This is a genomic window from Corallococcus sp. AB018 (assembly GCF_003986945.1).
Taxonomy (GTDB): Bacteria; Myxococcota; Myxococcia; order Myxococcales; family Myxococcaceae; genus Corallococcus; species Corallococcus exiguus.
Genome location: NZ_RAWR01000047.1, coordinates 1 through 24,596, shown reverse-complemented (window position 1 = coordinate 24,596; position 24,596 = coordinate 1). Strand labels below are relative to the sequence as shown.

19 protein-coding genes are annotated in these 24,596 nt (G+C 68.1%); 9 read left to right on the top strand and 10 right to left on the bottom strand.

Going from position 1 to position 24,596, the window contains the following annotated elements:
- Positions 1 to 168 precede the first annotated feature (168 nt).
- The 5 genes from D7Y11_RS12575 to D7Y11_RS12555 all read right to left on the bottom strand — a co-directional run bounded on the left by D7Y11_RS12575 (position 169) and on the right by D7Y11_RS12555 (position 7,709).
- Positions 169 to 996 (bottom strand): crotonase/enoyl-CoA hydratase family protein, encoded by an 828-nt coding sequence (locus D7Y11_RS12575; RefSeq protein WP_120581043.1) that lies wholly within the window; start codon positions 994 to 996, stop codon positions 169 to 171.
- Between the two features lie 48 nt (positions 997 to 1,044).
- The gene (locus tag D7Y11_RS12570) at positions 1,045 to 2,001 is read right to left on the bottom strand and encodes a hypothetical protein (protein ID WP_126933810.1); all 957 of its coding nucleotides are present in this window, start codon (positions 1,999 to 2,001) and stop codon (positions 1,045 to 1,047) included.
- A gap of 5 nt (positions 2,002 to 2,006) precedes the next feature.
- Entirely contained in the window at positions 2,007 to 3,323 is a 1,317-nt protein-coding gene (locus D7Y11_RS12565) for a hypothetical protein (RefSeq protein WP_126933809.1), read from the bottom strand.
- A 61-nt stretch (positions 3,324 to 3,384) separates the two neighbouring features.
- Positions 3,385 to 6,015 carry an MYXO-CTERM sorting domain-containing protein gene (locus tag D7Y11_RS12560; RefSeq protein ID WP_126933808.1) on the bottom strand — a complete coding sequence of 877 codons (2,631 nt, stop codon included), beginning with the start codon at positions 6,013 to 6,015 and terminating at the stop codon, positions 3,385 to 3,387.
- Positions 6,016 to 6,074: 59 nt separating this feature from the next.
- On the bottom strand, positions 6,075 to 7,709 hold the full coding sequence (locus tag D7Y11_RS12555; protein WP_126933807.1) for an LVIVD repeat-containing protein: 1,635 nt from the start codon (positions 7,707 to 7,709) through the stop codon (positions 6,075 to 6,077).
- 129 nt (positions 7,710 to 7,838) lie between these two features.
- On the opposite strand from D7Y11_RS12555, the gene D7Y11_RS12550 reads away from it, so the two are divergent.
- Positions 7,839 to 8,222, top strand: coding sequence for a hypothetical protein (locus D7Y11_RS12550; protein WP_126933806.1), 384 nt, complete (start codon positions 7,839 to 7,841; stop codon positions 8,220 to 8,222).
- Positions 8,223 to 8,232: 10 nt separating this feature from the next.
- Here the strand turns inward: D7Y11_RS12550 and D7Y11_RS12545 are convergent, their stop codons facing one another.
- The 4 genes from D7Y11_RS12545 to D7Y11_RS12530 form a co-directional block, all read right to left on the bottom strand.
- The gene (locus tag D7Y11_RS12545) at positions 8,233 to 8,826 is read right to left on the bottom strand and encodes a hypothetical protein (RefSeq protein WP_120581365.1); all 594 of its coding nucleotides are present in this window, start codon (positions 8,824 to 8,826) and stop codon (positions 8,233 to 8,235) included.
- 22 nt (positions 8,827 to 8,848) lie between these two features.
- On the bottom strand, positions 8,849 to 9,865 hold the full coding sequence (locus D7Y11_RS12540; protein ID WP_233607271.1) for an acetylserotonin O-methyltransferase: 1,017 nt from the start codon (positions 9,863 to 9,865) through the stop codon (positions 8,849 to 8,851).
- A gap of 120 nt (positions 9,866 to 9,985) precedes the next feature.
- The gene (locus D7Y11_RS12535; RefSeq protein WP_120581367.1) at positions 9,986 to 10,306 is read right to left on the bottom strand and encodes a hypothetical protein; all 321 of its coding nucleotides are present in this window, start codon (positions 10,304 to 10,306) and stop codon (positions 9,986 to 9,988) included.
- 322 nt (positions 10,307 to 10,628) lie between these two features.
- On the bottom strand, positions 10,629 to 11,933 hold the full coding sequence (locus tag D7Y11_RS12530) for a hypothetical protein (protein ID WP_126933804.1): 1,305 nt from the start codon (positions 11,931 to 11,933) through the stop codon (positions 10,629 to 10,631).
- Between the two features lie 342 nt (positions 11,934 to 12,275).
- Between D7Y11_RS12530 and D7Y11_RS12525 the strand changes: the two genes are divergently transcribed.
- The 3 genes from D7Y11_RS12525 to D7Y11_RS12515 all read left to right on the top strand — a co-directional run bounded on the left by D7Y11_RS12525 (position 12,276) and on the right by D7Y11_RS12515 (position 16,719).
- Positions 12,276 to 13,286, top strand: coding sequence for a methyltransferase (locus D7Y11_RS12525; RefSeq protein WP_120579070.1), 1,011 nt, complete (start codon positions 12,276 to 12,278; stop codon positions 13,284 to 13,286).
- Positions 13,287 to 13,388: 102 nt separating this feature from the next.
- Entirely contained in the window at positions 13,389 to 16,262 is a 2,874-nt protein-coding gene (locus tag D7Y11_RS12520; protein WP_126933803.1) for a hypothetical protein, read from the top strand.
- A gap of 127 nt (positions 16,263 to 16,389) precedes the next feature.
- Positions 16,390 to 16,719 (top strand): hypothetical protein, encoded by a 330-nt coding sequence (locus D7Y11_RS12515; RefSeq protein WP_120579068.1) that lies wholly within the window; start codon positions 16,390 to 16,392, stop codon positions 16,717 to 16,719.
- 53 nt (positions 16,720 to 16,772) lie between these two features.
- On the opposite strand, the gene D7Y11_RS12510 is transcribed toward D7Y11_RS12515, so the two are convergent.
- On the bottom strand, positions 16,773 to 17,555 hold the full coding sequence (locus D7Y11_RS12510) for an endonuclease/exonuclease/phosphatase family protein (protein ID WP_126933802.1): 783 nt from the start codon (positions 17,553 to 17,555) through the stop codon (positions 16,773 to 16,775).
- A 180-nt stretch (positions 17,556 to 17,735) separates the two neighbouring features.
- Here D7Y11_RS12510 and katG point away from each other — a divergent pair, with 180 nt between their 5' ends.
- The 5 genes from katG to D7Y11_RS12485 all read left to right on the top strand — a co-directional run.
- On the top strand, positions 17,736 to 19,928 hold the full coding sequence (gene katG, locus D7Y11_RS12505; RefSeq protein ID WP_126933801.1) for a catalase/peroxidase HPI: 2,193 nt from the start codon (positions 17,736 to 17,738) through the stop codon (positions 19,926 to 19,928).
- 126 nt (positions 19,929 to 20,054) lie between these two features.
- Positions 20,055 to 20,345, top strand: coding sequence for a hypothetical protein (locus tag D7Y11_RS12500; RefSeq protein WP_121777272.1), 291 nt, complete (start codon positions 20,055 to 20,057; stop codon positions 20,343 to 20,345).
- Positions 20,346 to 20,363: 18 nt separating this feature from the next.
- Positions 20,364 to 21,863 carry a hypothetical protein gene (locus D7Y11_RS12495; RefSeq protein ID WP_126933800.1) on the top strand — a complete coding sequence of 500 codons (1,500 nt, stop codon included), beginning with the start codon at positions 20,364 to 20,366 and terminating at the stop codon, positions 21,861 to 21,863.
- Positions 21,860 to 22,489 carry a hypothetical protein gene (locus D7Y11_RS12490; RefSeq protein ID WP_126933799.1) on the top strand — a complete coding sequence of 210 codons (630 nt, stop codon included), beginning with the start codon at positions 21,860 to 21,862 and terminating at the stop codon, positions 22,487 to 22,489. The genes D7Y11_RS12495 and D7Y11_RS12490 overlap by 4 nt, the downstream gene beginning before the upstream one ends.
- 157 nt (positions 22,490 to 22,646) lie before the next feature.
- A partial coding sequence (locus D7Y11_RS12485) for a M20/M25/M40 family metallo-hydrolase (protein ID WP_126933798.1) occupies positions 22,647 to 24,596 on the top strand: 1,950 nt, incomplete at its 3' end.

The following is a 24,596-nucleotide window of genomic DNA, read 5'->3' as shown; positions in this document are numbered from 1 at the left end:
GGCTGGGTGAGAAGTAGATGCCACGGTCGGCATCCAGGACCTTCTCCCAGACACTGCCGCCGTCCTTCTTCTTGAGTTCGCCCGCGCGGAAGGGGCGCGAGCTTCTTCACGCCCGCGCTCACCACGTGCGCGGTGTCTCGCGCTCGTGGTCCTGGAATGCCCTTTTCCTCAGCGCCCCTGGAACTTGGGCGGACGGCGCTCGGCGAAGGCGGAGAAGGCCTCCGTCAAATCCAGTGACTGGAGGAACGCCGAGTTCCACACCGCCACGTAGCGCAGCCCGTCCGCGATGGACTTGTCCGCGCAGTACTCCATCACCTGCTTGGCGCCTTGGACCACGAGCGGCGGGTTGTCCGCGATGCGCCTCGCCGTCGCCCGCGCCTCCGTGAGCAGGGCCTCGGGGGAAGGGAAGACCTCGTTGACCAGGCCCATGCGCAGCGCGCGCGCCGCGTCCACGTCACCGCCTGTGTAGGCCAGCTCGCGCGTGTTCCCCTCGCCAATGATGCGCGGCAACCGCTGGAGCGCGCCCAGGTCCGCGACGATGCCGACCTTCACCTCGCGCAGGGAGAACTTCGCCTCCTGCGAGCAGTACCGGAAGTCACACGCTGCGATGAGGTCCATGCCCCCGCCAATGCACCAGCCATGCACCGCGGCGATGACGGGCTTCCTGCACCGGGCCATGCCTTCCGTGGCCTGCTGCATCTCTCCAATCAGCTTGAGCAGCCGGCTGCGCTCCAGCGCCAGGTTGCTCTCGCCGGTGAGCAGCGGCCCCAGGGACTCCATCATCCCCATCAGGTCCAGGCCGTAGGTGAAGTTCTGCCCCTCACCGCGCACCAGCAGCACGCGCACGGCGTCGTCAGCGTCCAGCGCTCGGAGCGCCTCGGGCATCTCCCGCCAGAAGTCGGGGCCCATGGCGTTGCCCTTGCCCGGGCCGGTGAGCACCAGCTCGGCGATGCCGTCGGCCTTCTCGATGCGCAGTGACTTGTACGTGCCGTCCATCCGTTCCCTCCCAGGGAAGTGAGCGGACGGCACTTGAGCAGATGCCGCTCAGGCGGGCCAGAACCGGTGGCACTCCGCGCTCCATTCGGCATGGCGGGCGCGGCCGGACATCCAGGTCTTGTAGCGGTACTCATGGCGGCTGCGCTTCTGGAAGTAGAAGGACCAGCGCCCCGACTCCCGCACCCCGAACACGGTGCCGAACTGCATCAGCTCGTCCTGGTCCACCTTCCAGAACGACCGGAAGCCATGCGTGCCCACGTCGTACCAGGAGGCGCCGCTCACGCCGCGCTCGTATTCGAGCTGCGCGGTGCCCGCCGTGCTCAGCATGCCGGGCATGTAGTCATGCATTGACGCGGAGGCCGACGACTGCTGGCTGCCGCCCAGGGTCTTCCGGGCTGCGTTGAAGCGGGCCTCCATGACCTGGACCTTCGCCTGATACCTCGCCGCGTCGTTGGGCGCGTTCGCTCCCGCCGAGTTCGCGTTCAGGTGGTACACCGTCGGCGAAGCGGGGTCTCCGGTGACGAAGATGGAGCACCCCTGGAGGGCGGCGGTGACGAAGTAGTTCGCGTGCGAGCCCAGCCGCACGCAGTGGGTGCTGTCGAAGCCCCAGTGCAGGTAGTAGATGTCGAAGGACTGCGCGACCACGGGGCCGCCCACCACCAGGGCCAGCAGGTTGTGGTCCCCGTTGAACATGACGCCGGTGCCCGGCTCGGTGATGGGGTTCGTGTTCTCCGACAGCTCGACGGCCTCGTGCAGCGCCCCGCTGAGCACACAGCCCTGCGTGTCGTAGACCGTGGCCTCCAGTCCGTGCGGGTCCAGGTTGCGCTCGTGCATCATGCGCTTCAACCCGACGAGCGACCGCTGCTGGGACGGCGGCGCCGGCACCGTGAGGGACGGGAAGACGGCCTGCTTCGAGGCCTTCTTCACCAGGTCTTGCGGCTTGTAGAGGGGAACGAGCGCCAGGGGCCATCCTCCGCGTTGGGGGCCGCGCGAGCATAGCGCCATCGGCGTCAGGGCACGTCCATGGCCGTGGGATCCGCCTTCCAGCGCTGGAGCTGTTCCTTGGAGGGAAAGCCCGTCACGCGGTAGCGCTCCGGGTACACGCCCAGCTCGGGCATCAGCAGCGTTCCGGCGTCGCGCACCACGAGGTCCCAGCGGACCGAGGCCACCGGGGGCGCGTCCGGGCCCAGCGCCGCGTCGATGAAGATGATGACGTCCGCTCGCGGGAGCAGCGACTCGCCTTCGTTGGACCAGACGGTCTGACCGAAGTAGCGACCCTGGGCGTCCTTGGCCGGCACGAGGCTGGCGACGAAGACCTCGCTGTGCTCCTGCTCCTGTTGCTTCCGGAGCCTGTCGGTCTGGTCCTGGTAGCCGCGCACCTTGCTGGTGAACGCCAGGTTCTCCAGGATGCTCCGCGCCGGGCTCTTGGGTCCGGGGAGGAAGGGCTTCCATCCGTCGGCGGTGAGGCGCAGCGCGCTCCCGTCCACGGGGCGCGGCGCCTGGACGCCCTCCAGCGCGGCCTCCGCCAACGTGAGCAGGCCCGTGGCGTCGTCGGCGCCGGTGATGAGCACCGTGTCCCGGTTGGGGACGACCACCACCGGATCGCCCTTCACCTCGCAGCCGCGCACCACGTCGTCCAGCAGCAGCCGTGAGGCACCGTAGCTGTCGTTCGTGAAGATGGCGCAGACGCCCAGGGTCAGGTGCCGGAGCGGCACGGCCTCCATCCGTCGCAGGTTGGCCATCGCATCGGCGCGGGCCTGCTCGTAGGAGATGCCCCAGCGCGCCAGCTCCTCCGTGGGCACGTAGCGCATGGCATCCGGAGTGTCCTGGACGATCGCCTCCGCCAGCACCTCGCCCACCGGCCGCCAGGACACCGGCGCGGACTCACCGGCCTGCTGGGAGAATGCCTCGAAGGTGTCGCGGGCACGCACCACGAGCCTCAGCAGGGGACGCGCCTGTTCGTAGGTGGCCGCGGCCTCCGGGAGCACGCCTGCCCGCCCCAACCGCGCGAGCACCTCGCCGCGCCGCTCGGGCGGGGTGGCCTGGTACTCGCGGTAGAAGTTCGCGAGGAAGAGGGACATCCCCAGACCGCCGTCCGGGGCGATGCGCTGGATGAGGAATTGCTCCGGGTCGTACTTCAGCTCGCCCGTGGGGTCCGCGTCGCGGAGGGCGGCCAGGGCCAACTGGACGTATTCATCCCGGTCGCTCCGCGCCGAAGACAGCGTTTCATGAACCTCTGGCGTTCCGTTGGCGAGGACCAGCGCGGCGACGAGCACCAGGGCCGACACACCGAAGCCGGCCACCTTCCACTGCGTGTTGCGTGACATGGGCCCGGCAGCAGACACCCGCCGGGCCGCATCGCGCAACCACGCCGCTCCGGCAGCCTCCCTACGCCGTCCGCGAGCGGCGGCGGCGCAGCAACAGGGCCAGGGGCAGGAAGCCCCAGAGCGGCGCGCCCGTGGACGAGCACCCGCAGCCGGAGTCCTCGGGCTCCTCCGGAGCGCCCGTGCCCGCATCGACCGTCGTGCCCGCGTCCGGCCGCGTGCCGCCGTCGGTGCCTGCATCCACACCCCCGTCCGTGCCCGCGTCGCCGCCACCATCCGTGTCGCCGCCACCACCGTCGGTGCCGGCATCCACGCCGCTGTCCAGGCCCGCGTCGCCGCTGCCGGCGTCCGGCTTGTCCTCTTCCGGTGTGATGCTCAGCACCCGCCCGTGCACGCGGGTCACGTACAGGCCGGGGCCCGAGTCGAAGCGCTGGTAGACGATGACCGCCTTGTGGGGCGCGATCAGGGAGATGCTCGCCGGGTTCGCGTTGTCCTGAGCGGGCCACACGTCCAGCGGCGCGGGCGTCAACACCGTCCCATCCAGCGATACGCGCACCAGCTTGAGACCCATGAATGCATCCGACCCCTGCTGCCAGAGGACGGTGAAGCCGGAGCCGTCGAACATCGGCTGCGCGAACCGCTTCATCGAATAATCCGCGACGATGACCTTTCCGTCCGGGTCCTTCAGCGTGCCGTCGCTCGCCACGCGCGCGGCGCGGATCTGCGGCAAACCCCCTCCGTTGCGGTAGTCCGACCAGGTGACCAGGAAGTCACCATGCGCGGCGACGTCCGGCTCGTACTGGGTGGACCTCGCGGCGGAGATGATCCGCGGTGTCGCATCCACCAGTTGCCCGGTGGGGCTCACCCGGGCGGCATGGATGTCGTAATCGCCGTTGTAGTTCGCCCACACGACCAGGAAGTGGGTGCCGTTGAAGGCCACCTTGGGCTGGCTCTGCGTCTGGGCGGTGGAGGCAGGCCTGGGAAGCTGGATGGGGCTCGACACCGAGCCGTCCTCGCGAACCATCACCCCGGTGATGCGGCGGCCCGCCGCCTCCCAGACAACGAAGAAGGTGTTCCCGGCGCTGGCGACGGAGGCGGGGCCGGTCAGGGTGTACGTGGCGAGCGCGAGGGGCTGCGCATCAATGAGCGTTCCGTCCGCCCGCACCCGCTGGGCCTTGACGTCATAGCTGGAGCCCCCCTCGCCCCAGGCCACCAGGTACACGCCGTCGCCAGCGCTCACCTTCGGACTGACCACGTACGTCGGGGAGGGGAGGACCCGCACGTCGCCCATGGGCTGCCCGTCGGCGTTCAGCGGCTGGATCCGGATGCTGGCGGTGCTCGCGGCCTCCTCGCCCAGCTGATCCCTCCACGCCACGAGCCCGGTGCCTCCCGAGGAGGCCACGCTCGGCACGTCCTGGAAGTTGGCGCCCCAGGCCAGATAGCGGCCCTCTCCATCCACCACGGTGCCGTCGGTCTCGAAGCGTCCGGACTTGAGGCCGAACGAGCCGACGTACTCGGTCCACACCGCGCGCAGCCGCGTGCCGTCGAAGTAGAGGTCATGCAGCGCCTTCTGCCCCGAGTGGGTGAAGAGGGGCACCCGCGCGGTGTCCTTCACCACGCCGTCCTTGCCGAAGCGCACCCCGTAGAAGCGCTCGTCGTAGGAGCCAGTCGCGGCGCGCCAGGTGACCCAGGTCTGCGTCCCGTCGAAGGCGATGGCCGGGCCCTGCTTGTAGTCGTAGCTGGCGGGCGTGATGCGCACCCCGGTGCCGTCCAGCGGCGCACCCGCCAGGCTCACCCGTCCCCCATAGAAGTCGCCGTAGCTGGAGGGGTCCCGGCCATCGCTCCACACCACCTGGTAGTTCGTCCCGTCAAAGAGGGCCCGGGGACTCCCCTGGTAGCTCGATGCGACGACGCTCACCGGGATGCCCGCGGCGTCCAGCACCTCGCCGGAGGGCGCCACCCGCGTGGCATAGAGGTCCCACTCGCTGGTCTCGCCCACCTGGTGGCGGCCATCCCCCCAGGCCACGAGGAATCCATCCGGACCGCCCGCGACGGTGGGGTTCGCCTGATTGCCGGACGCAGAGACGAGCACCCGCGGGGTGGGATCCAGCACGGTGCCGTCGTCGCGGATGCGGGCCCCGAGGATGTCGTGGTCGTAGATGCTGCGGGTCCCGCGCTGCCACACCACCAGGCTCACCCCTCCGGACGAGGCCACCCTCGGGGCCTCCTCCCACTCACCGTCGATTTCCGGGATGGGGGCGGAGATGCGGAAGCCATCAGGCGGAGTGGTGACGGTGCCGTCGGGGCTCACCCGCGCGCCGTAGATGGCGTAGTTGCGGTTGTCCCGGTAGTCCTGCCACACGACGAGGAACTGCTTGCCGTCCCACGTCACCGCGGGCGCTTCCTGGCCGTAGGGCGCGGTGCACAGGGGGATGCCGGCCGGGTCCAGCACGTTGCCTTCCGCGTCGATGCGCGCGGCATAGATTTCCGGGCCGGTGCCATAGAAGGCGCTGTTCTCCCCACGCCGCTCGTCGCCCCAGACCAGCAGCGTGACGCCGCCGCCAGTCGCGGCGCGTGGCGCCCGGACGTTGGCCAGCAACCGCCCGTACCGGGGCGACTCCAGCGAGAACTCGTTGGACAGCTCCGTCGCCCCAACCACCGAAGCCCACAGCCACATCACCAGCACGGCACGCATCGACACCATCCCCCGGAAGAGGGCGGCATCATCCCCAATTCGCACCCCAGCGCGCCAGCTCAGGGCTCGTTGAAGATGAGCAGTCCCCGGGAGGTGTCCACGACGTACACGTGGCCGTCTCCGGGAACGCGGATGCCAATGGCTCCTTCGAGCAGGTCATCGCCCCGGTGAACGTCGGACTCACGGAACGTGTTGAAATGGGCGATCTCACGCGGCTGTGGGGGAACGGAGACGTCCAACACGCGCAGCCCTTCCTGGTACCAGGCGATGTAGAGCTGCGTGCCCCTGAGGATCATGTTGTGGATGGAGGTTTGTGGCCGCAGCTTGTAGCGACCCATGAGCTGGATGTTCGTGGGGTCCGTGACGTCCAGCACGCGCAGGTGGGCGCCCTGGTACTCGCCTCCCTCGAATGCGACGGTCTTGCCCGCGAAGGTGCCCACCGCGCTCGCGTGACTGGTCGCGAAGCTGTTGTCGGTCTCGAACGTGTAGTGGCCCAGCTCCAGCGGGCTCATCGGGTCCTTCACGTCGAAGACGACGTAGCCCGCGCTGAAGTGGTTGACGTAGAGCCGATCCTGGTAGGCGAAGGAGTCATGCGCCGAGGGAACCGCGGACTCCGTGTCGGCGGCGGTGAAGCGATTGAGCAGGACGGGTTGAAGCGGCGTGGAGATGTCGAAGACCAGCGTCTCGCCAGTGGGCGCGGGACCCGGCGACACGGCGTAGAGCCAGTTGCCATCCACGAACATCGTGTGGACGTCGATGGGTCCGCGGCCGGGCACGCTGCGCACGAAGGTCGGGTCCGCGGGATGGCTGATATCGAAGACGATGACGCCCGAGCTCTTGCTGGCGATGTAGAGCGCGTCGTCCTTGGCCCAGGCTGCGTTCCAGTACGAGTCTCCCGGGAGGGTGATCTGCTTCTTGATGACGGGGTGACTCGGGTCACGGACGTCGATCACCGCGAGCCCTCCCGGGGCCTGCGTGAGCGGGTCGTCAATGGAGACGACGTAGGCGTGGCCCCGGTGGACATACACATCCACCGGGCGCACCGCCTGGACATGGGTCTCGGAGAGGAGTCGCAACCCTCCCGAGGATTCAGCCTCGCCCCGCGCCCAGGTCATCCGCGCGGCTTCGAAGGTGCCGGAGGTGGCGACCTTGCCATCGGTGCAGCGGGCGAAGCATCCCGTCACCAGCCCGGGCGCGGTGATGCCGCAGCCCGCGAAGACCAGGTTCCGGACGGTGTCCCGGAAGGTGTACTGCGCGGAGACGCGGAAGCCTCCCTGGAGTTGCTGCCGCGTGACCGGAGCGCTCCGCATCATCGGGAGGTAGTTCATGGTCGCGGTGCCGCCCTCCTCGGGGACCCGGATGCCGGCGAAGTCCGCGAGGCCCGAGGCGTGGCGCATGTCCACCTGGTAGATGCCATGCGGCTCCAGGGTGGCGAGCGAGGCGGTGTCACACTTCGACAGGTCGAAGAGGGACGGGTCGTCGCAGTCGGCGACGGTCCCCGGGGGCGGTGTGAACGCGCAGGGCGCGTACTCGCCCCGGTCGACCCAGTCCGACGGGTCGACCAGGGGCGTGTAGGTCCCGTCCCAGGGTTCCTCGGGAGGAGGCGGCGGGGGCTCGGATGTGTCGGCGCAGGAGGACGACAGCAGGGCACAACCGAGGATGACTGCACGCAGGGCAGGGGACTCGAGGGCCATGCCCGGGAGTGTATAGCGTTGCGCCGGGTGAGAGGGATTCGCCTCCTGCCTTTGTAGCCCGAGCGTTCAGTGGACAATCACTCGCGAGGAGGTGCGCATGTCGGGTAGGTTGCCCCGATGCTGGTAGCCATGTTCATCTTTGTCATCGCACTCTTCCTGGCCATTGGAGGCCTGCTTTTCGTCGGCATCCCGTCCTGGGAGCAGAACCGATACGAACGCGTCCGTCGCGAGGGTCAACGCTATCTCGCCGTCATCAAGGAGGTCAGCACCTCCAATAACGACCGAAGCCAGGCGTGGCTCCTGCTGAAGCTCGAGACTCCGTCGGGTCCGGTGGCGAAGCGGCTGATCGTGAAGTTCACGGAGGCGATCACCTGGGAATTCCTCTCCACGGCGCGCGTGACGGATCGGCCGGTGTACGTGCACTGCCTCCTGGACGAGCGCGTCGGGGAAGACGTGCGTCAATTCGGCTTCGTCCTCGAAGAAGCGCCAGTCACGCCTGTCGCAAGGGGGTGAAAAGCCCTGCTCAATCCGTCATCAGCACCATCAGCACCTCCGTCAGGGACCGGGCCTCGGCGTGATTCGGATTCAGCCGCAATGCCTCGTCAACCATCACCTGGGATTCCCCCAGCCTGCCATTCTCCTTGAGGTGCGCGGCGTAGGCGTAGAAGGCCTCCGCCGACTCCGGCTCCTTCGCGATGCGGTCCAGGAGTGGCTTCTCCTCGGCGTCAGGCGGCAGGAAGGCTGAGTCGGGAGGGCAGGGGTCGCCGTACTGGCCCTTGATGCTCTTGGAGTACGCACCCGGCGCGTGTGCCTTCACTGCCTTCATGAGCTTCTTGATGTCCGTGTCGCCGCCCTTGGGGCACAAGCCGAGGACGGCAATGTACAGCCCCTTGTTGAGGCCGGGATATTCATCCGACTTCGACACGCCCGGGAACCCGGTGGTCGACAGGCGGACCCAGAGCACCTTGGGCTTCAGCTTGTCGAGCGCGGCCTGGGCCTCTTCCTCGGTCTTCCCGCCGCCGACGATGACGATGTCATAGGTCCGCGGCTTGGGCTCCTTGGCCAAAGCCGTGAAGGGAAGACAGACGTAGAGGAGGAGCAGGAGTCGTGAGGTCATCCCACGACTCTAGTTCAAACGCTCAGGCCTTCACCGTCTCGATGATGCTGGCCCCGCTCCGGGTGGGGAGGATGCGCTCCACCTTCCAGGACGTGGCGGTGAACAGCGCCTGGAACTCGTCCCGGGTGCGCTCGCGGCCGTCGGCGAGCACCAGCATGTTGAGGTCCATCAAGTGGCTGGGGTCTGGATTCCGGTTGTCCGGAATCACCATCTCCAGCACGAAGAGCCGTGCCCCGGAGGGTGCCGCCTCGTGGATGCGGCGCAGGAGGGTGATGGAGGCGTCATCCTCCCAGTCATGGAGGATGTGTTTGAGCAGATAGGCTTCGGCCGCGGGGATGCCGGGCTCGAAGAAGCTCCCGGTCACCACGTCCACCCGGCCGGCGAGGCCCCGGGACTCCAGCACCGCCTTCGCGCCCTCGGCGACCTGGGGCAGGTCGAAGAGGATGCCCTGGCAGGAGGGATGGGCGCGCAGCACCTGCGAGAGCAGATCGCCGTGGCTGCCTCCAATGTCCGCCACCCGGGCGAAGGGGGCGAAGTCGATGTGGTGTGTCAGTTCGCTGCCCACCAGGCCGGACAGATTTCCCATGGCCTGGGCGAAGTGCTCCGCCTCGTCGGGATTCCGGGCGAAGTGCTCCCAGATGTCGCAGCCCAGCGCGGCCTGCACCGGGGCCCTGCCGGTGCGCACCGCCTCGGTGAGGAGCCCCCAGGGCAACCAGTGGGACTTGTCGCTCTGCATGATGGCCACCGCCCGCAGCGAGCCAGGGACGTCCGCGCGCAGCCCTTCCCCCATCGGCGTCAGGGCAAAGGTCCGTTCGGAGGCGGCCGTGAAGAGGCCGGCGGTGATGCCGCCTCGCATCAGCCGGAACAAGGCGCCCGGGTGGAGGCCCAGCTCCGCCGCCAGCGAATCACTGTCGCGGGCTCCTCCCGCGAGCAGGTCCGCGATCCCCAGGCGGGCCACGGTGCCGATGACCTGGGTGATCCAATGGCCATTGATTGCCGCGAAGAGCTGCTGCGTGGGAGACGGATTCTCGCTGGGCATGGTTGTCATGCCAGGAGTCTAAATCCGTTCGTGGAAGGCGGGGGCAGCCGTGGGAGCAAACCGGGCGCGGGGGGAACCGTGAAGCAGACATCCATCCCGCTCTGCCCTGGAGCGCCCGGTTCAGGGAGACGGAGGCGGCTCTCGCAGGAGTTGGTGCTCCTTTGCTTGAACCGGTCCCAGGTGCTGCTTGAACCAGGGGAACAAGGAGGGGCCGTCATCGAGCCGCAGTTCGCCGCCCTGCGCTTCCTCCCCCTCGCACCACCGTGTCTCGTTCATGCGCAGCACGTCCCCGCGTACCAGTTGCCCGAACACCACCTGACCGTCCCGGAACTGCATTTCCAGGAGGGCGGATTCCCAGGGCGGCGTCGTCAGGGCCTTGTCCTCCGTCACCACGGCCTGGGCGAGCGCGGGCCGGAGTTGCTCCAGCAACGGTTCGGGCATTCGCGCGAACACCTTGTCTCCCTGACAGGCGATGAGCCGGACCGATACGACAAGAGCCGCATCTGCCTTGAGCCGCTTTGCGGCGCTGATGCCATGCGAGGCGACGCCTTGCCCATCACCGGCCGTCGGCTGCGCTAGCACAGTCGGGGAGCGTTCTCTCGCGGGCAGGGCGGGGGCATCCATACGGCCCCCCGCCCCGCCATCGTGTCCCACCGCCCCGGTACCCCGGGTCGGCTCCTGACAGGCCGGGACAGCCAGGAGCAGCACCATGGCCATCCCCACGCGCAGCCACGCCTGAACCCGCCTGATCCGCGTGCCGGAATCAGAAAAGGAGATACCCGGTGTCATCGATCACCAATCTCATGGTCTTCTTGAAGAAGTCGTATTCGCGCTTATATGTAGCGCCATCCACGTACATGTAATTGAAGACCTTCTTGCCGACAGGAATGGCACGGAGATTAGCTCCCATTCCGGGAGGCGCACCATAGACCTTCACGCGGCCTCCAAGAGCAGCGGACAATTTGGACATGTAGTTGAACTTCAGGATGTCGTTCCGAAGGTACTTCTTCGCATCCGCGGCCGCCATGGGAGTCATGGTCCCATCCAAAGCGGGAACGGTGACCTTCTCAGTGTCAGTCCTGACCAGGGACAATGCGCGAACCAGGTTGCGATAATCATCGACCGCCAGGCAGCCCCAGACCTTGACGATGGCATCGGCAGCGAAGGCTGCCCTGAAGTCCTTCAGTCGAGGCATGTTGACAGGGGCGAAGTCCTTGAACCGGGGGTCCTTGTCACGAGGGTCCCGGTGCACGACCGTCTCGTACGCAGCGTCCTCGTAGGTTTCGACGAGGAGGGGCCCACCTGCCCATGCGTGCGAGAAGATGTGGAACTCCCGCAGCGCCCCCGGCGCCCTGGTGCCAAGCTCGCTAACGTAGTCGTAGATGTGCCTGATGGAGATGGAATCGTCGTCGTGCCGCTGCTGCACGTTTGCCGCGACTTTGAATTTTCCCAGATGCGTCTTCACCTTTCCCTGGAGTACGCGATCCACTTCGAACCATCCGGATGCGCTCTTCACAGCCCGGCTCCGCTCTCCGGACTTGAAGTCAAAGACAGTGACGACGGTGGTATCGTCAATTCGCTTGGGGATGGTCTTCTTCGTCCCCGTCCTATGCGTGGTCCCCGCGTAGAGATCCTCGCGGTAGCTTTCGCAGTAGGCGACGTTATTCGCACCTCCACTGTAGTCCCACCCTGCGACAAGGATGACCTCGGAGTGGACCTTGGCCAGGGTAAGGGTCAAGGTGAAGACGGTCTTCGCCGTGCCTTTGGCGGATTCGACAGTCTTTCGAATGGTCGGGCAGCAGAAGGGAGCAGGGTGCGAGAACGTGGGCACCGGTCCGTCCGCCTCTTTCACGAAGGTAAGAGGAAGGACGAAGTCCGGCCGGTCTGAAAAGGAGAGGCACACCTCGTGCTTCCCTGGGTTCAGTCCGCTCAGCGCGAAGCGCGCGCCGTCTGCGGCAACAACGGCCCGTCTCACGGACAGGCCCGACGTCAGTGTCACGGTGCGCACCGTGAGCGCGACCCCCCGCTTGTCAACAGCCACGACGGCAAGGTGATGGGTTGCAGGCATACACTCCCCCTATCCTTCAATCCCGACGGCAACGCCGCTCTGTCGCATTGCTTGGCTGCAATTGCTCTGGGTCCGTCGCCACCTCATGCGCCATCGAGTCCCGGCAGTGCATTGCACGGCCCTGGATGTTGGCAGTCTTTTCATTGCAAATCCAGGATGCACCGCTGAGCAGCCAGTGTGCTCAATACGAGGCATGGGAATGCAAGTGAAGCAATGACCCATGGGGACCCAGGTGAAGACTCAACCCTCGAAGACACCTTGCACGCTTGAAGCACTCGGGCCGGCGCCGCCTTTTCCTCCGGTGGATTGACGTCTGGATTTGACCGGGAGTACGACCCGGAGATGACCTCACCGACCGTCCATCCGGCGCAGCTCATCGTCGACCTTGGCTTTGGTTTCATCGTCTCCGGCGCGCTGGCCACGGCAGCGGAGCTGGGGGTGGCGGACCACCTGGAGCAGGGCCCGAAGAGCGCGGCCCGGCTCGCGGAAGACGTGGGCGCGGATGCGGCGTCGCTGTACCGGGTGCTGCGGCTGCTGGCGAGCGCTGGCGTGTTCTCCGAGGACGGCGATGGCAACTTCGCGCTCACCCCCGCGTCCGACCTGCTGCGCACCCAGGCCCCCGGCTCCCTGCGCAGCGCGGTGTTGATGCTCACGCAGGACATCTTCTGGGCACCGACCGGCGCGCTCACGCAGACGGTGCGGACCGGGACGAACGCCTTCGAGCGCATCTTCGGCAAGCCCTTCTTCGACCACCTCGCCAGCAACGCGGCGGCGGGTGCTACCTTCCACCGGGGCATGTCCAGCCTGTCCGACCTGGAGAACGGCCCCATCGCCCGAAGCCATGACTTCAGCGCCTGCCGCCAGGTGGTGGACGTGGGCGGAGGCCACGGCGGCTTCCTCATCGAGGTGCTTCGCTCCTGGCCGTCAGTCCGAGGCGTGCTCTTCGACCACCAGCACGTCCTGGACGAGGCACGCATCGCCTCGGAGGGGCTCTCCGAGCGCTGCGAGCTGGTGGCAGGGGACTTCTTCCAGACGGTGCCTTCCGGCGCGGACGCGTATGTCCTCAAGCGCATCCTCCACGACTGGAGCGATGAGGTGTGCGCGGACATCCTGCGCCACTGCCGCCGCGCGATGGCCGAGGGCGGCCGGGTGCTGGTCGTGGACACGGTCATTCCACCGGGGAGCGCGCCGCACGGGGGCAAGGTGCTCGACGTGATGATGCTGGCCTCGCTCCCGGGCCGGGAGCGCACCGAGGAGGACTTCCGCAAGCTCTTCGCCCAGGCGGGCCTGCGCCTCTCGCGCGTCATCGCCACGCCCGCCGCGCTCAGCATCGTGGAGGCCGTGGCGGGGTAGGGCGCCGGCGGTTTTTCGCCGGGGAAATGCAAAAGAATTCAGCGGGGTGACATCCCTCTGGTGGGCGCGGATTTCGCGCTCGTCGAGGGGGATGGGCACACCATGGGGATTCAAAGCACCACCGCCGCCAGCACCTTCCGCGCTCCGACGTCGCCGGGGACGGGGCCCACGGCGGTTTCCAGCCGCCCGGCCACTCCCGCGCCCGCGCAACGGGCCCCGCTCTCCTCCGCGAGCCGGGACAGCTTCGCCGCCGCGCCCACGTCGCGAGGCCCCAACCTCACGGGGACGGCTCCCGCCGCTCCGCTCTCCGAGGCCCCGACGTCGTCGTCCCTGGTCATGCGCGCCATCAGCACCGGCGGCGTCCAGAAGACGCCCCAGGCCGGCGGTGTCTCCATTCCGTTCCGCATCAAGCTGACCGGCCTGTCCGCCCAGCAGCGCAAGGGGCTCACGCCCGGGGAGCTGCTCGTCCAGTTCGCCATGCAGTACAACCGCGTGGACCGGACGCGCGCCGAGGCCATGGTGGCCGCCAAGGAGGTGGGCTGGACCAACGGCACGCCTGAGATCACGGACGCCATTCGCAACGGAGCCTTCTACGAGATCAACGTCACGGACGCTTCGCTCAAGCCCTTGAGTCCGAAGGACGAGAAGGCCGTGGACGGGCTGCTCAATGGTCTGCCGCCGGGCGACAAGAAGCGCCTCAAGAGCGAGGCCAACAAGGAGTTCGAGTCGCGCACGAACGGCATCTACCGAGGCACGCCCCAGGACAAGGCCTACCTGAAGAACATCGAGGGAGACCTGCTCGCGAAGGAGCTCTTCAAGAACGTGCCTCCGCACGTGCGCGACATCCTCTTCAAGGAGGGCGCACCGGCGCCCAAGGACTACGCGTCCGCCCTGCGTGCCGCGGAGGCGCTGTCGAAGCTGTCCCCGCTGGAGCTGGCGGACTACCTGAGCAAGACCACCGGCACCACGTCGGACTGGGCCGCGTTGGACAAGTCCATCGACTCCTACCGGGCCGACCGCGCGGAGCGGCTCCAGGGGTTGGAGGCGCTCGATGGCTACTCGAAGCGGCTCGAAGGGACCGCCGCCCTCTACGAGGAGCTCAAGGCGTACGACTACCGGACGAACAACCCTCCGGCCCTGGCGGCGGAGGACTCCAACGAGCTGACCCAGCATCTGAACAAGCTGGATGGGATGAGGGCCAACCTCGCCTCGGAGCTGCAGCGGCACGGCATCTCCAGCATCGAGGAGTTCCGGGGCCTGCTGAGTGACTACCGGACCTCCTTCGAGAAGGAGACCGTGTCGGTGGCGAAGGACCTGATGGCCCGGACCGACCACTCGCTCTACGAGTTGCAGAACAAGTACCAGGACCCGGCCGTGGCCCAGGACCTCTACCAGCGCCTGGCGAAGGCGCGCGAGTACGAGGCCAAGGCCGTCGAGGCCGAGACCACGGCGGCCACCCTGAAGCAGGGCGCCGTGGACTCGCCGCGACTGCAACCGCCGCAGATCCTCCGGCAGGCCGAGGAGGCCAGGAACGAGGCACGGTCCTTCCGCGCCCAGGCGCGCGAGGAGGCGAACCGGATCGCCCGGGACCACCCGCTCCTGCGCGACGAGAAGCTGGACCTGCGCACGTTGGTGCAGGCCCGTCCGGAGGGCATCCAGGCCCTCATCCAGAAGCACCTCGCGACGCGCCGGCAGGACATCCAGAAGACGCGGAGCAACATCGAGCAGGACCCCAGCCTCATCTACGGTTTCGACGTGCTGATGAAGTCCTCCAAGCAGCTCCAGGGCATCCAGCCCGGCTCCGTGCAGGACCTGGTCATCAACGACCGGGGCGCGGAGATCCAGCGCAACGAGAAGCTCATCGACCTGGGCCTGTCCGCGATGGGGCTCGCCGTTGGCCTGCTCCCCGGTGGAGCGGCGGTGCTGCCCATCATCCTGGCGGGTGGCATTGGCGCCACTCAGGTGATCCGCAAGGCGCAGGACTACATGACGCAGGACGCGGCCCACGGGGCGGGCCTCTTGAAGGATGATCCGTCCATGGCCGAGGTGGTGATGGCCGTGGTGGAGACGGGCTTCGACCTGGCCGCCGCGGGCCCGCTCCTGGACGCCGTGAAGGCCTTCCGCATGTCCAAGGCGAAGGACCTGGGGAAGCTGGAGAAGGAGCTGAAGACGCTGCCCGACGTGAGCGATGCGCTGGCCGGGCGCATCGTGGACGTCGAGCGCCGGGGCCTGTCCCAGGCCGCGACCCAGGGCACGAAGAGCGTCGACACCGCCGTGACGGACCTGCGCAAGGTGATGCGCGCGTACGCCAACGAAGAGGTGGACGGTGCGGCCCTGCGCGCGGCCTACCTGCGCTCGGTGGAGGACGCCGGAGGTGATGCCCGGGTGCGCGCGACGCTGGGGAAGTTGAAGGACTCCGTGCTCCGCGAGGCCTTCGGCTCCCCGGAGGCGTTGCTCGCCGCGGCGGCGTCCAAGGACCCGAAGCAGGTCGAAGCGCTGCTGTCGCTGCTGGAGCGGCAGGTGGGGCGGGACTCGGCGGACGTCGTCATGTCCAACGCGGTCCGCGACGTAGCGGGCAAGGCGAAGGTCGGTGTCGGCCGGGTGGTAACGGATCCCAAGGAGATCCAGCGGCTCTTCCGCGAGAAGTTCGGCGGCAACGAAGCCGTCTTCTACCGGGGCATCCGCGTCCAGGAGGGCGCACAGCTCCAGGGCACGTACAAGGGGGCCCAGGGCGGGCAGATGCTCAGCGACAGCAAGAGCGCGGCGCTGACGTACGCGAACCAGGCGCCGGGCCTCAAGGCGGGTCGCGACCAGGCGACGAAGCGCATCGTCATCGAGGTCCGCATCCGCCCCGAGGACATCCTCCAGGACCCGTACGGGACGATGGAGCACGTCATCCTCAAGCCCGGCGTGGACCTCACGAAGTTGCCGGGCTACCGGCAGCTCACCCCGGAGGAGATCGCCAACCTGAAGTAGCGCATCAAGCATGTCTGCTGATCCGCTTCAGCGGACCTACTGTGGGTGTGAGCGGGTTTCTCGATATTGCAAGTCATTCTCGATATTCTTCGATTCAAAGACAATCCAGTCTTGGGAGGATATCGCCATGCGCAGAACCGCTCTTCGTGCTGCTCTTGCCGTCGCCACCGTCGCGGGCATCGCCATCTCATCCAGTGCCGCGTTCGCCGAGTCCGCGACCGACTGGGAGTCGGGCCTGACGTTCTACAGCGGCAATTTCGTGACGCCCGTGGCGAACTTCCCGGTCCCCGACGGCCAGTGCCATGCGTTCCCGGCCACCGCTGGCACCCTGGTGGGGTGGAGCAACTTCGAGAACGTGATCGCCTACCGGACGGCGGATTGCACCGGCCAGCAGATCTGGCTCGGCACGCTGCGGTCGTTCCGCCCGGGCGAGTTCGCGAGCTTCAGCGCCTACTGAGGCTCCACGGCGGATGGGCGCTTCTTCCGGGGGCGCCCATCTGCAGCGGCACATCAGCGCAGCAGCCGCGCGGAGATGGGCAGGTGGTCGGAGGGCTCTTGCTCCGAGGGCATGGGCGTTTGCTCCTCCAGCGCTGGCAACGCGTCGGGTTGGGCTCGCAGCGCGGTTGAATGGAAGAGGAAGTCGATGGACTTGGGGATGCCGTTCGCGTTGCAGGTTGGCTGATGCCGCCCCGCGTAGGCATCCCGCAGTCCAGCCGCTTCGAACGCCTGGACCAGCGGCTCTCCGGGCCGGGCATTGAAGTCACCGCACACGACCCACAAGGCCTCCGGGTCCTTGCGGATCAGTTCGTCGATCAGCTCGGTGGCCTCCTGCATGCCCTGGTGTTGCTCCACCGGTCTGTCAGTCCGGTCCCAGCGCAGGTGCGTGCAAGCCACGCGCAGCCGCTCTCCGCCGACGTCGAAGTCCACGACCAGCGCCAGGTGCCCGGAGATGCGTCCGTCCTCCAGCCGGTCCCTGAAGTAGTGGGCCCGGTGTCCCAGACTCTGTCCCATGCGGTGGAGCACCGCGCAGCCCTCGGGACGGTCTTGCTGCTTCTGGGCCATCACCCCTGTGTATCCGTGCGGCTTCAGCGCATCCTGGAGCGCGGCGAAGCTGTCAGGCTCCACCTCCTGAAGGCAGACGATGTCCGCGTCCAGCCCCACGATGCGGCGGGCCAGCAGCGCGTGGCGGCTTCGTGGCCGGAGCAGGTCCGCGGGCGTGTGCGGGAACCACTCGGGCTTGATGTAGGCATCCGCCAGGATGTTGTACGAGGCGATTCGCAGGTCCACCGTCATGGGCAGGGTCTCCCGGTCCTCGCCATGCTGCCATGAGCGAACCGTCCGCCACAGGCGCTCGGCGCGGAAGTTGGGTTCGGTAGCGAACGGCCGTCAAACCCAACCGGAGGGCCGGAATCCGGCGATCGCGACGCCGACCTACGGTTTCGGTACACGGCGCCCCCCGCTCAGGAGACCCGCATGAACGACGAATCGAAGTGCCCCGTCGCGCACGGCCCCCGTCGCGCACGGACGAACACGCAGTGGTGGCCGGACCAGCTCAACCTCGCGATGCTGCACCAGCACTCCTCGCTGTCGGATCCGATGATCGAGGACTTCAACTACGCGGCGGAGTTCCAGACGCTCGACCTCAACGCGGTGGTGAAGGACCTGCACGCGTTGATGACTGACTCGCAGGACTGGTGGCCGGCGGACTACGGCCACTACGGCCCGTTCTTCATCCGCATGGCGTGGCACGCGGCGGGCACTTACCGCATCTTCGACGGCCGCGGCGGCGCGCGCTCCGGTGAGCAGCGCTTCGCGCCCCTCAACAGCTGGCCGGACAATGGCAACCTGGACAAGGCGCGCCGCCTGCTGTGGCCCATCAAGCAGAAGTACGGCCGCAAGCTGTCCTGGGCCGACCTGATGATCCTCACGGGCAACGTGGCGCTGGACTCCATGGGCCTCAAGACGTTTGGCTTTGGCGGCGGCCGGGAGGACATCTGGGAGCCGCACTCCATTGACTGGGGCCCGGAGTCCACCTGGCTGGGCGACGAGCGCTACAGTGGCGAGCGTGAGCTCGCGCACCCGCTGGCGGCCGTGCAGATGGGCCTCATCTACGTCAATCCGGAAGGCCCGAACGGCAAGCCGGATCCGGTCGGCTCCGCCCGCGACATCCGCGACACGTTCGCGCGCATGGCGATGAACGACGAGGAGACCGTCGCGCTCGTCGCCGGTGGCCACACCTTCGGCAAGTGCCACGGCGCCGGCCCGGTGCACCACGTCGGCTCGGAACCCGAGGGCGCGAACGTGGAGGAGCTCGGGCTGGGCTGGAAGAGCACCTACGAGAGCGGCGTCGGCGAGCACGCCACCACCAGCGGCCTGGAGGGCGCGTGGACTCCCACGCCGACGAAGTGGGACATGACCTACTTCGAGACGCTGTTCGGCTACGAGTGGGAGCTGACCAAGAGCCCGGCCGGCGCGCAGCAGTGGAAGCCCGTGGGCAAGAGCGGCGACGGCACCGTGCCGGACGCGCACGTGGCCGGCAAGCGCCACGCGCCCATGATGACCACCGCCGACCTGGCGCTGCGCTTCGACCCCGTCTACGAGCGCATCTCCCGCGACTACATGGCCCACCCGGCGAAGTTCGCGGACGCCTTTGCCCGCGCCTGGTTCAAGCTGACCCATCGCGACATGGGTCCCAGGTCGCGCTACCTGGGCCCGCTGGTGCCGAAGGAGGACCTGCTCTGGCAGGACCCGATTCCGGCCGTCAACCATCCGTTGGTCGACGCCGCGGACATCGACGCGCTCAAGGCCGAGCTGCTCGGCTCCGGCCTGTCGGTGCAGCAGCTGGTCAAGACGGCCTGGGCTTCGGCGACGACGTTCCGGGGCAGCGACATGCGCGGCGGCGCGAATGGCGCGCGCATCCGCCTGGCGCCGCAGAAGGACTGGGAGGCCAACGAGCCCGCCGAGCTCGCGAAGGTGCTCGGCAAGCTCGAAGCCATCCAGCAGAAGTTCAACGGCTCGCAGCGCGGCGGCAAGCGGGTGTCTCTGGCGGACCTCATCGTGCTGGGCGGCACCGCGGCCGTCGAGGCCGCCGCGCGCGACGCCGGCCACAAGGTCGCCGTGACTTTCACGCCGGGCCGCATGGACGCGTCCCAGGAGCAGACCGACGTCGAGTCGTTCCTGGTGCTCGAGCCCGCGGCGGACGGCTTCCGCAACTACGTCCGCCCGGGGGCCGAAGCGACGACCACCGCCGCGCTCATCGACCGTGCCAGCCTGCTCACGCTCACCGCGCCGGAGATGACGGCACTGGTGGGCGGCCTGCGCGCGCTGGACGCCAACCACGGCCACACGCAGCACGGCGTGTTCACGAAGCGCCCGGGCAAGCTGACCCCGGACTTCTTCGTGAACCTGCTCGACATGCGCACCGCGTGGAAGCGTTCGGAGAAGACGCCGAACCTGTTCGAAGGCCGCGACCGCGCCACGGGCGACCTGCGCTGGACGGCGACCATCGCCGACCTCGTCTTCGGCTCGAGTTCGCAGCTGCGCGCGCTGGCGGAGGTCTACGCGGCCCGCGACGGCGAAGCGCACTTCGTGCAGGACTTCATCGCCGCGTGGACCAAGGTGATGAACCTGGACCGCTTCGATCTGCCGGGGAAGAAGACGATTTAAGCGACGAAGGGCCCGGAACCTCGCGTTTCCGGGCCCTCGCACGGCACTGCCCGATGCGTGTAGGTTCGAGCATCCGCGCCTTCCGCCTGACGGAGCCACGTGATGCCTCATGATAAGCCACAGTGGATGCTGGACCGTCTCGCCGCGCTCGAGTCCACTCCTCGCGAGAAGTCGACTCCCTGGTCGAGGTTCAACGACCAGGCCCGCGTGTCGGTGGTCCAGCTCGTGGACGCAACGCCTCCGGCGCCGGGGGTGGATGTCCTGGCCGACTCCTTCCAGACGCAGATGACCGTGGTCAAGCCGGTCAACCCTTCGGATCCCTGGTCGTTCCTGGAGCCGTTCGATTTGACGTACCGAACCGAAGGAATCTGGCCCCCCGAGGTCCCCGCGTCTGTCGACACGGATCCGCTGGTGTGAGCGGGAGGGAAGACCGTCATGGGCATCATCAACTACCCTGGAAACCTGTCCCCGGCGGTCATCCTGACGTGGCAAGGCGAGACCGTCGCCAACGCCATCAGCACGACCCTCAAGAAGTTCCCGTACACGCTCGCCAACGAGTCGGTGACCGAATTCACCATCACGGCCGCGACGAGCGCGAAGACCCTCGCGCTGACTCGAAAGGCGGCGAAGGGTCAGCGGTTCTTCAATGACACGCTGAACACCTTCACGACCGCGCCCACCTCGGGCCTCGGCCTCGAGGACCTTGTCGCCGCGGGGACGAAGGCAAACTGCACCATCGACCTGACCTTCACCTACGCGCGCTTCTTCGACGCGCTGTTGGAGCAGATGACCCTCACCGGGCCCGCCTCGAACAACCTGGCGAACCCGAGCGATTCAAAGGCCATCCTCGATACCTTCACCCACGCCGTGCCATCCGGGAAGATCACCATCGGCTACAAGACGGCGACCCAGTCGTTGAAGGCGCTGCCGTGCCGTCTGGTGAAGAGTGACGTGAAGCCGGGGCCCGCGGGCAAGCCGCCAGCGGTCACGCTCACCTTCGAATTGGACTTCCTGACGGGCATCGACGCCGTTCGCAGGGAAGCCATGCGCAAGCTCATCGCCATGGATTGGTCCAAGATCGCCCGGTTGGGGACCGACGCGGCCTCTGGCAAGCCGGAGATCAAGCTCTGGCGACAGAACGTGATGGCCTACCTGGTCAACTACACGGACATGGCCCGGGGAGAGCAGTTCCGTGCCGGCCTCGTCAGCCGCCACAAGGGCAAGAGCGCGGTGGTGCTGGCCACGGATCTTCGAGACGACATCGATGGCCTGGTGGTGACCGCGAACCACTGGGGCCAGGCACGAGAGGATCTCAAGACGGAACGGCACCAGCGGCTGCTCTCCGACCTCTTTGGAACCCTGCACCAGTCGACATGGGTGTCATCGCCGGTCAGCTTCCTCCGGGAGATTGGCAGCACCTACGGGTTCAACGTCCATAAGAGCGCGGCGCTGGCGCTGCAATATGGTTCCGGGCACTGCGGTGAGCACGCCCAGGTTTCATTCTCCGTGCTCGCGGACATCATCAAATCCCCTGGGGCGCAGGTCTCCCATGCGGTCTTCACAGGCAACGCGAACATCGACCATGCGTTCGTGGTCTACAACCTGGACGTGGCGACGGTGGTCCAGACCCTTGCCACCGCCGCGAACAACACCCGCGTGAAGAAGGGGGAAGAGATCAAGGTGTGGAACCTTCGCGACGCCATCACCAAGAATTCGCCAAAGCTCGGGTACGTGATGGATCCCTACCTCGACAAGACCGTGATGAAGCCCACCGCCGATGAGCTGCTCACCGCGCTCAACAACAAGGCGCGGAAGGCCTCGGTCAAGGACACGGACTTCCTGGCCTTCGCGGGGGAGTATCCCTCCAGCTTCACGACCGAGGACCTCCGCAAGAAGACCGAGGCTGAGCGCAAGAAGCTCGTGAAGAACGTATGAGGCTCGCATCGTTCGTCGCACGGCTCCTGTGGGTGCTGCCGCTCCTCGGGTGTGCGGAGCGGACGCAGAAGCAGGACGTGCGTCAGAAGGCGCCGGAGCAGGCGAAGGGAGTGCAACCGATGAAACCGATGGACGACACGTGCGCCTCACCCAGGCCCGCCGGTGCCCTCGCGGAGCAGGCGCGTGAGGAGCTGGGGCAGGGCATGGTGGGCGCGGAGCTTGCTCCCGTGTTGCCGACGCAGTGGCCTCCGAAGGGGGGCGGACTCGAATACTTCGTGTACCGGAAGAAGTCGCTCCCGACCGGGCTGGTGAAGTTCGAGGTCCAGGGTCCCACCGAGCGGGTTCATTTCGTCACGCCCGGTGCGAAGCCTCGCGTGGAATCCCTTGCACCGGTGGCGGCGCTTGGGATCGAGGACACGACCGTGCAAGAGCTGTCGGACTCCTCCCAGAGCCACGTCGAGCGAGCGGAACAGGCCCTGCTGGACGTGGTCGCCGGTTGCCGTTCCCTGGAGGAGGCCCGGGGCGACCTGGAGGGCTACCTCGAATGGGTGGCGCAGAATCCGCTTCAGGGCCAGGACCTGGAGCGGCGCGGCGCCACGCTGTTCTCATGGCTGCGGAGGCGCTGAGCACGGAGGCGCAGCAGTGCCTTCCGCCGGCCACGGCGGCGTGTCCGCCGGATTCCGGGTGACGTAGAGTGCCCGCGCGATGGACACCCCCTTCGACGGGGACTCCGCGAACCCCCCGCGGCCCCCGAACGGGTGGGCGCCCTTGAAGGATTGAAACATGAGCGACACCGCCCCGACCGCGGGCCTGGACCGGAGTGCCTCCTCTCGCGCGTCGTCGGTAGCACGGTGGGTGACCGCGGTGCTCGGCCTGGGCGTGATCCTCCTGGTGCTGCGCGGAAGCCCCCTGCCAGAGCCGGTGCCCGCCTCCGCGCCCGGGGAGCGGTTCTCCGCCGAGCGCGCCCGGGAACACCTGCGCTTCATTGGCGCTGAACCCCACGCCCTCGGCACGCCGAGGCACGCGGCGGTGCGGGACTACCTGCAGGCACGCCTGCGCGACCTGGGCGCGGAGGCACAAATCCAACGCGAGCCCGTCTTCGCGCCCGAACAGGGAATCCCCCGGCCCGCCGCGAACGTGGAGAACGTCGTGGGCCGGCTGCGCGCGAAGGACGGCGCGAAGGGCACGGCCGTGATGCTGGTGGCCCACTACGACTCCGTGCCCACGGGGCCGGGCGCGTCCGACAACGGCGCCGCCGTCGCGTCCATCCTGGAGGTGGCGCGGGCGCTCCAGCAGGGGCCGTCGCTCGCGGGCGACGTGCTGTTCCTCTTCACGGACGCGGAGGAGCAGCACCTGCTGGGCAGCACGGCCTTCGCGGCCTTGCACCCCTGGGCCCGCGAATCGGGCGTGGTCCTCAACGTGGACGCGCGCGGCAACGCGGGGCCGCTCCTGATGTTCGAGGTCTCCCCGGGCGGCGGCTGGCTCGTGCGCAGGCTCGGCGAGGAGGCCCCGGACGTCGGGGCCGGTTCGCTCTTCACGGCCGTGTATCAGCGGATGAAGAACGCCACGGACTTCACGGCGCTGCGGCAGGGCGGTTGGCAGGGGCTGAACTTCGCCAACGTGGAGGGCACGCAGGCCTACCACTCACGCAAGGAGACCGTGGACGCCGTCTCCAACGGACTCCTCCAACAGCAGGGCGACACGCTGCTCGCGCTCACGCGGCGCATCTCCCGCGAGGCGTCCGTGCCGGAGGGCGAGGAGCTCATCTTCTTCAACGCGGGGCCACTGCGCGTCCACTACCCCCGGTCCTGGGCCGTTCCGCTGACGGTGGTCTGGGGCGGTCTGTTCGTGTTCGCCATCTTCCGAGCGCGCCAGCGCAAGCAGCTGCGCCTGTGGGCCATGCTGCGGGAGTCGCTGGTGTTGTTGCTCGTGGGCTTCCTGGCCAGCAGCCTCGCGCGGCTCGCGTGGCCGCTGCTGCGCGCCCTCCAGCCCGGCTTCCGCGCCCTCAGCCGGTCGGAGACGCAGGACAACTCGCGCTTCATCCTCGCGGTGGTGCTGTGGGTGATGGCGGCGATGGGCGTCGGGCTGTACCTCCGCCGGCGCGCGCCGGTGATGGAGCTGGCGGCGGGCGGATGCGTGCCGTGGGCGGTGATCTGCATCGCGGTGAGCATCGTGTTGCCGGGCGCGAGCGCGCTGTTCCTCTGGCCCCTGGCGGGCATGGTCCTGCTGCTCTTGTGGCTGGGAGGCCGGGGGACGGAGCCACTCCCTCGATGGCACGTGCCGCTGTGGGGGCTGGCGGCGCTGCCGCTCCTGCTGTTGCTGCCGAACGTGCTGGCCACTTTCTACACCGTGTTGCCTTTGGAGCGGGCCGCGGTGCCTTCCGACCTGTTGATGCTCGGCATCTGTCTACTCGCGCCGGGCTGGCTGTGGTTGGCGGGCCGTGGGCTTCCGTGGGTCTCGGGCGGGGCCGCGCTGCTGGGCCTGGGCCTACTGGTGTCGCTCGCCGTGGGGCAGCGCTTCGACGCGCGAAACCCGCGCCCCACGGGCCTGCTGTATCTGGTGGACGCGGACGCCAGGACGGCGCGCTGGGTGTCCTCGGATCCCGTGCTCAATGATTGGACGCGTGCGTACCTGGGCGGCGACCCGAAGCGGGAGGCCATGGACGCGCTGCCGGAGGTGAAGGGGCCCTTCTGGAACGCGCCCGCGCCGGCGCCAGGGGAGGACGTGCGGGGG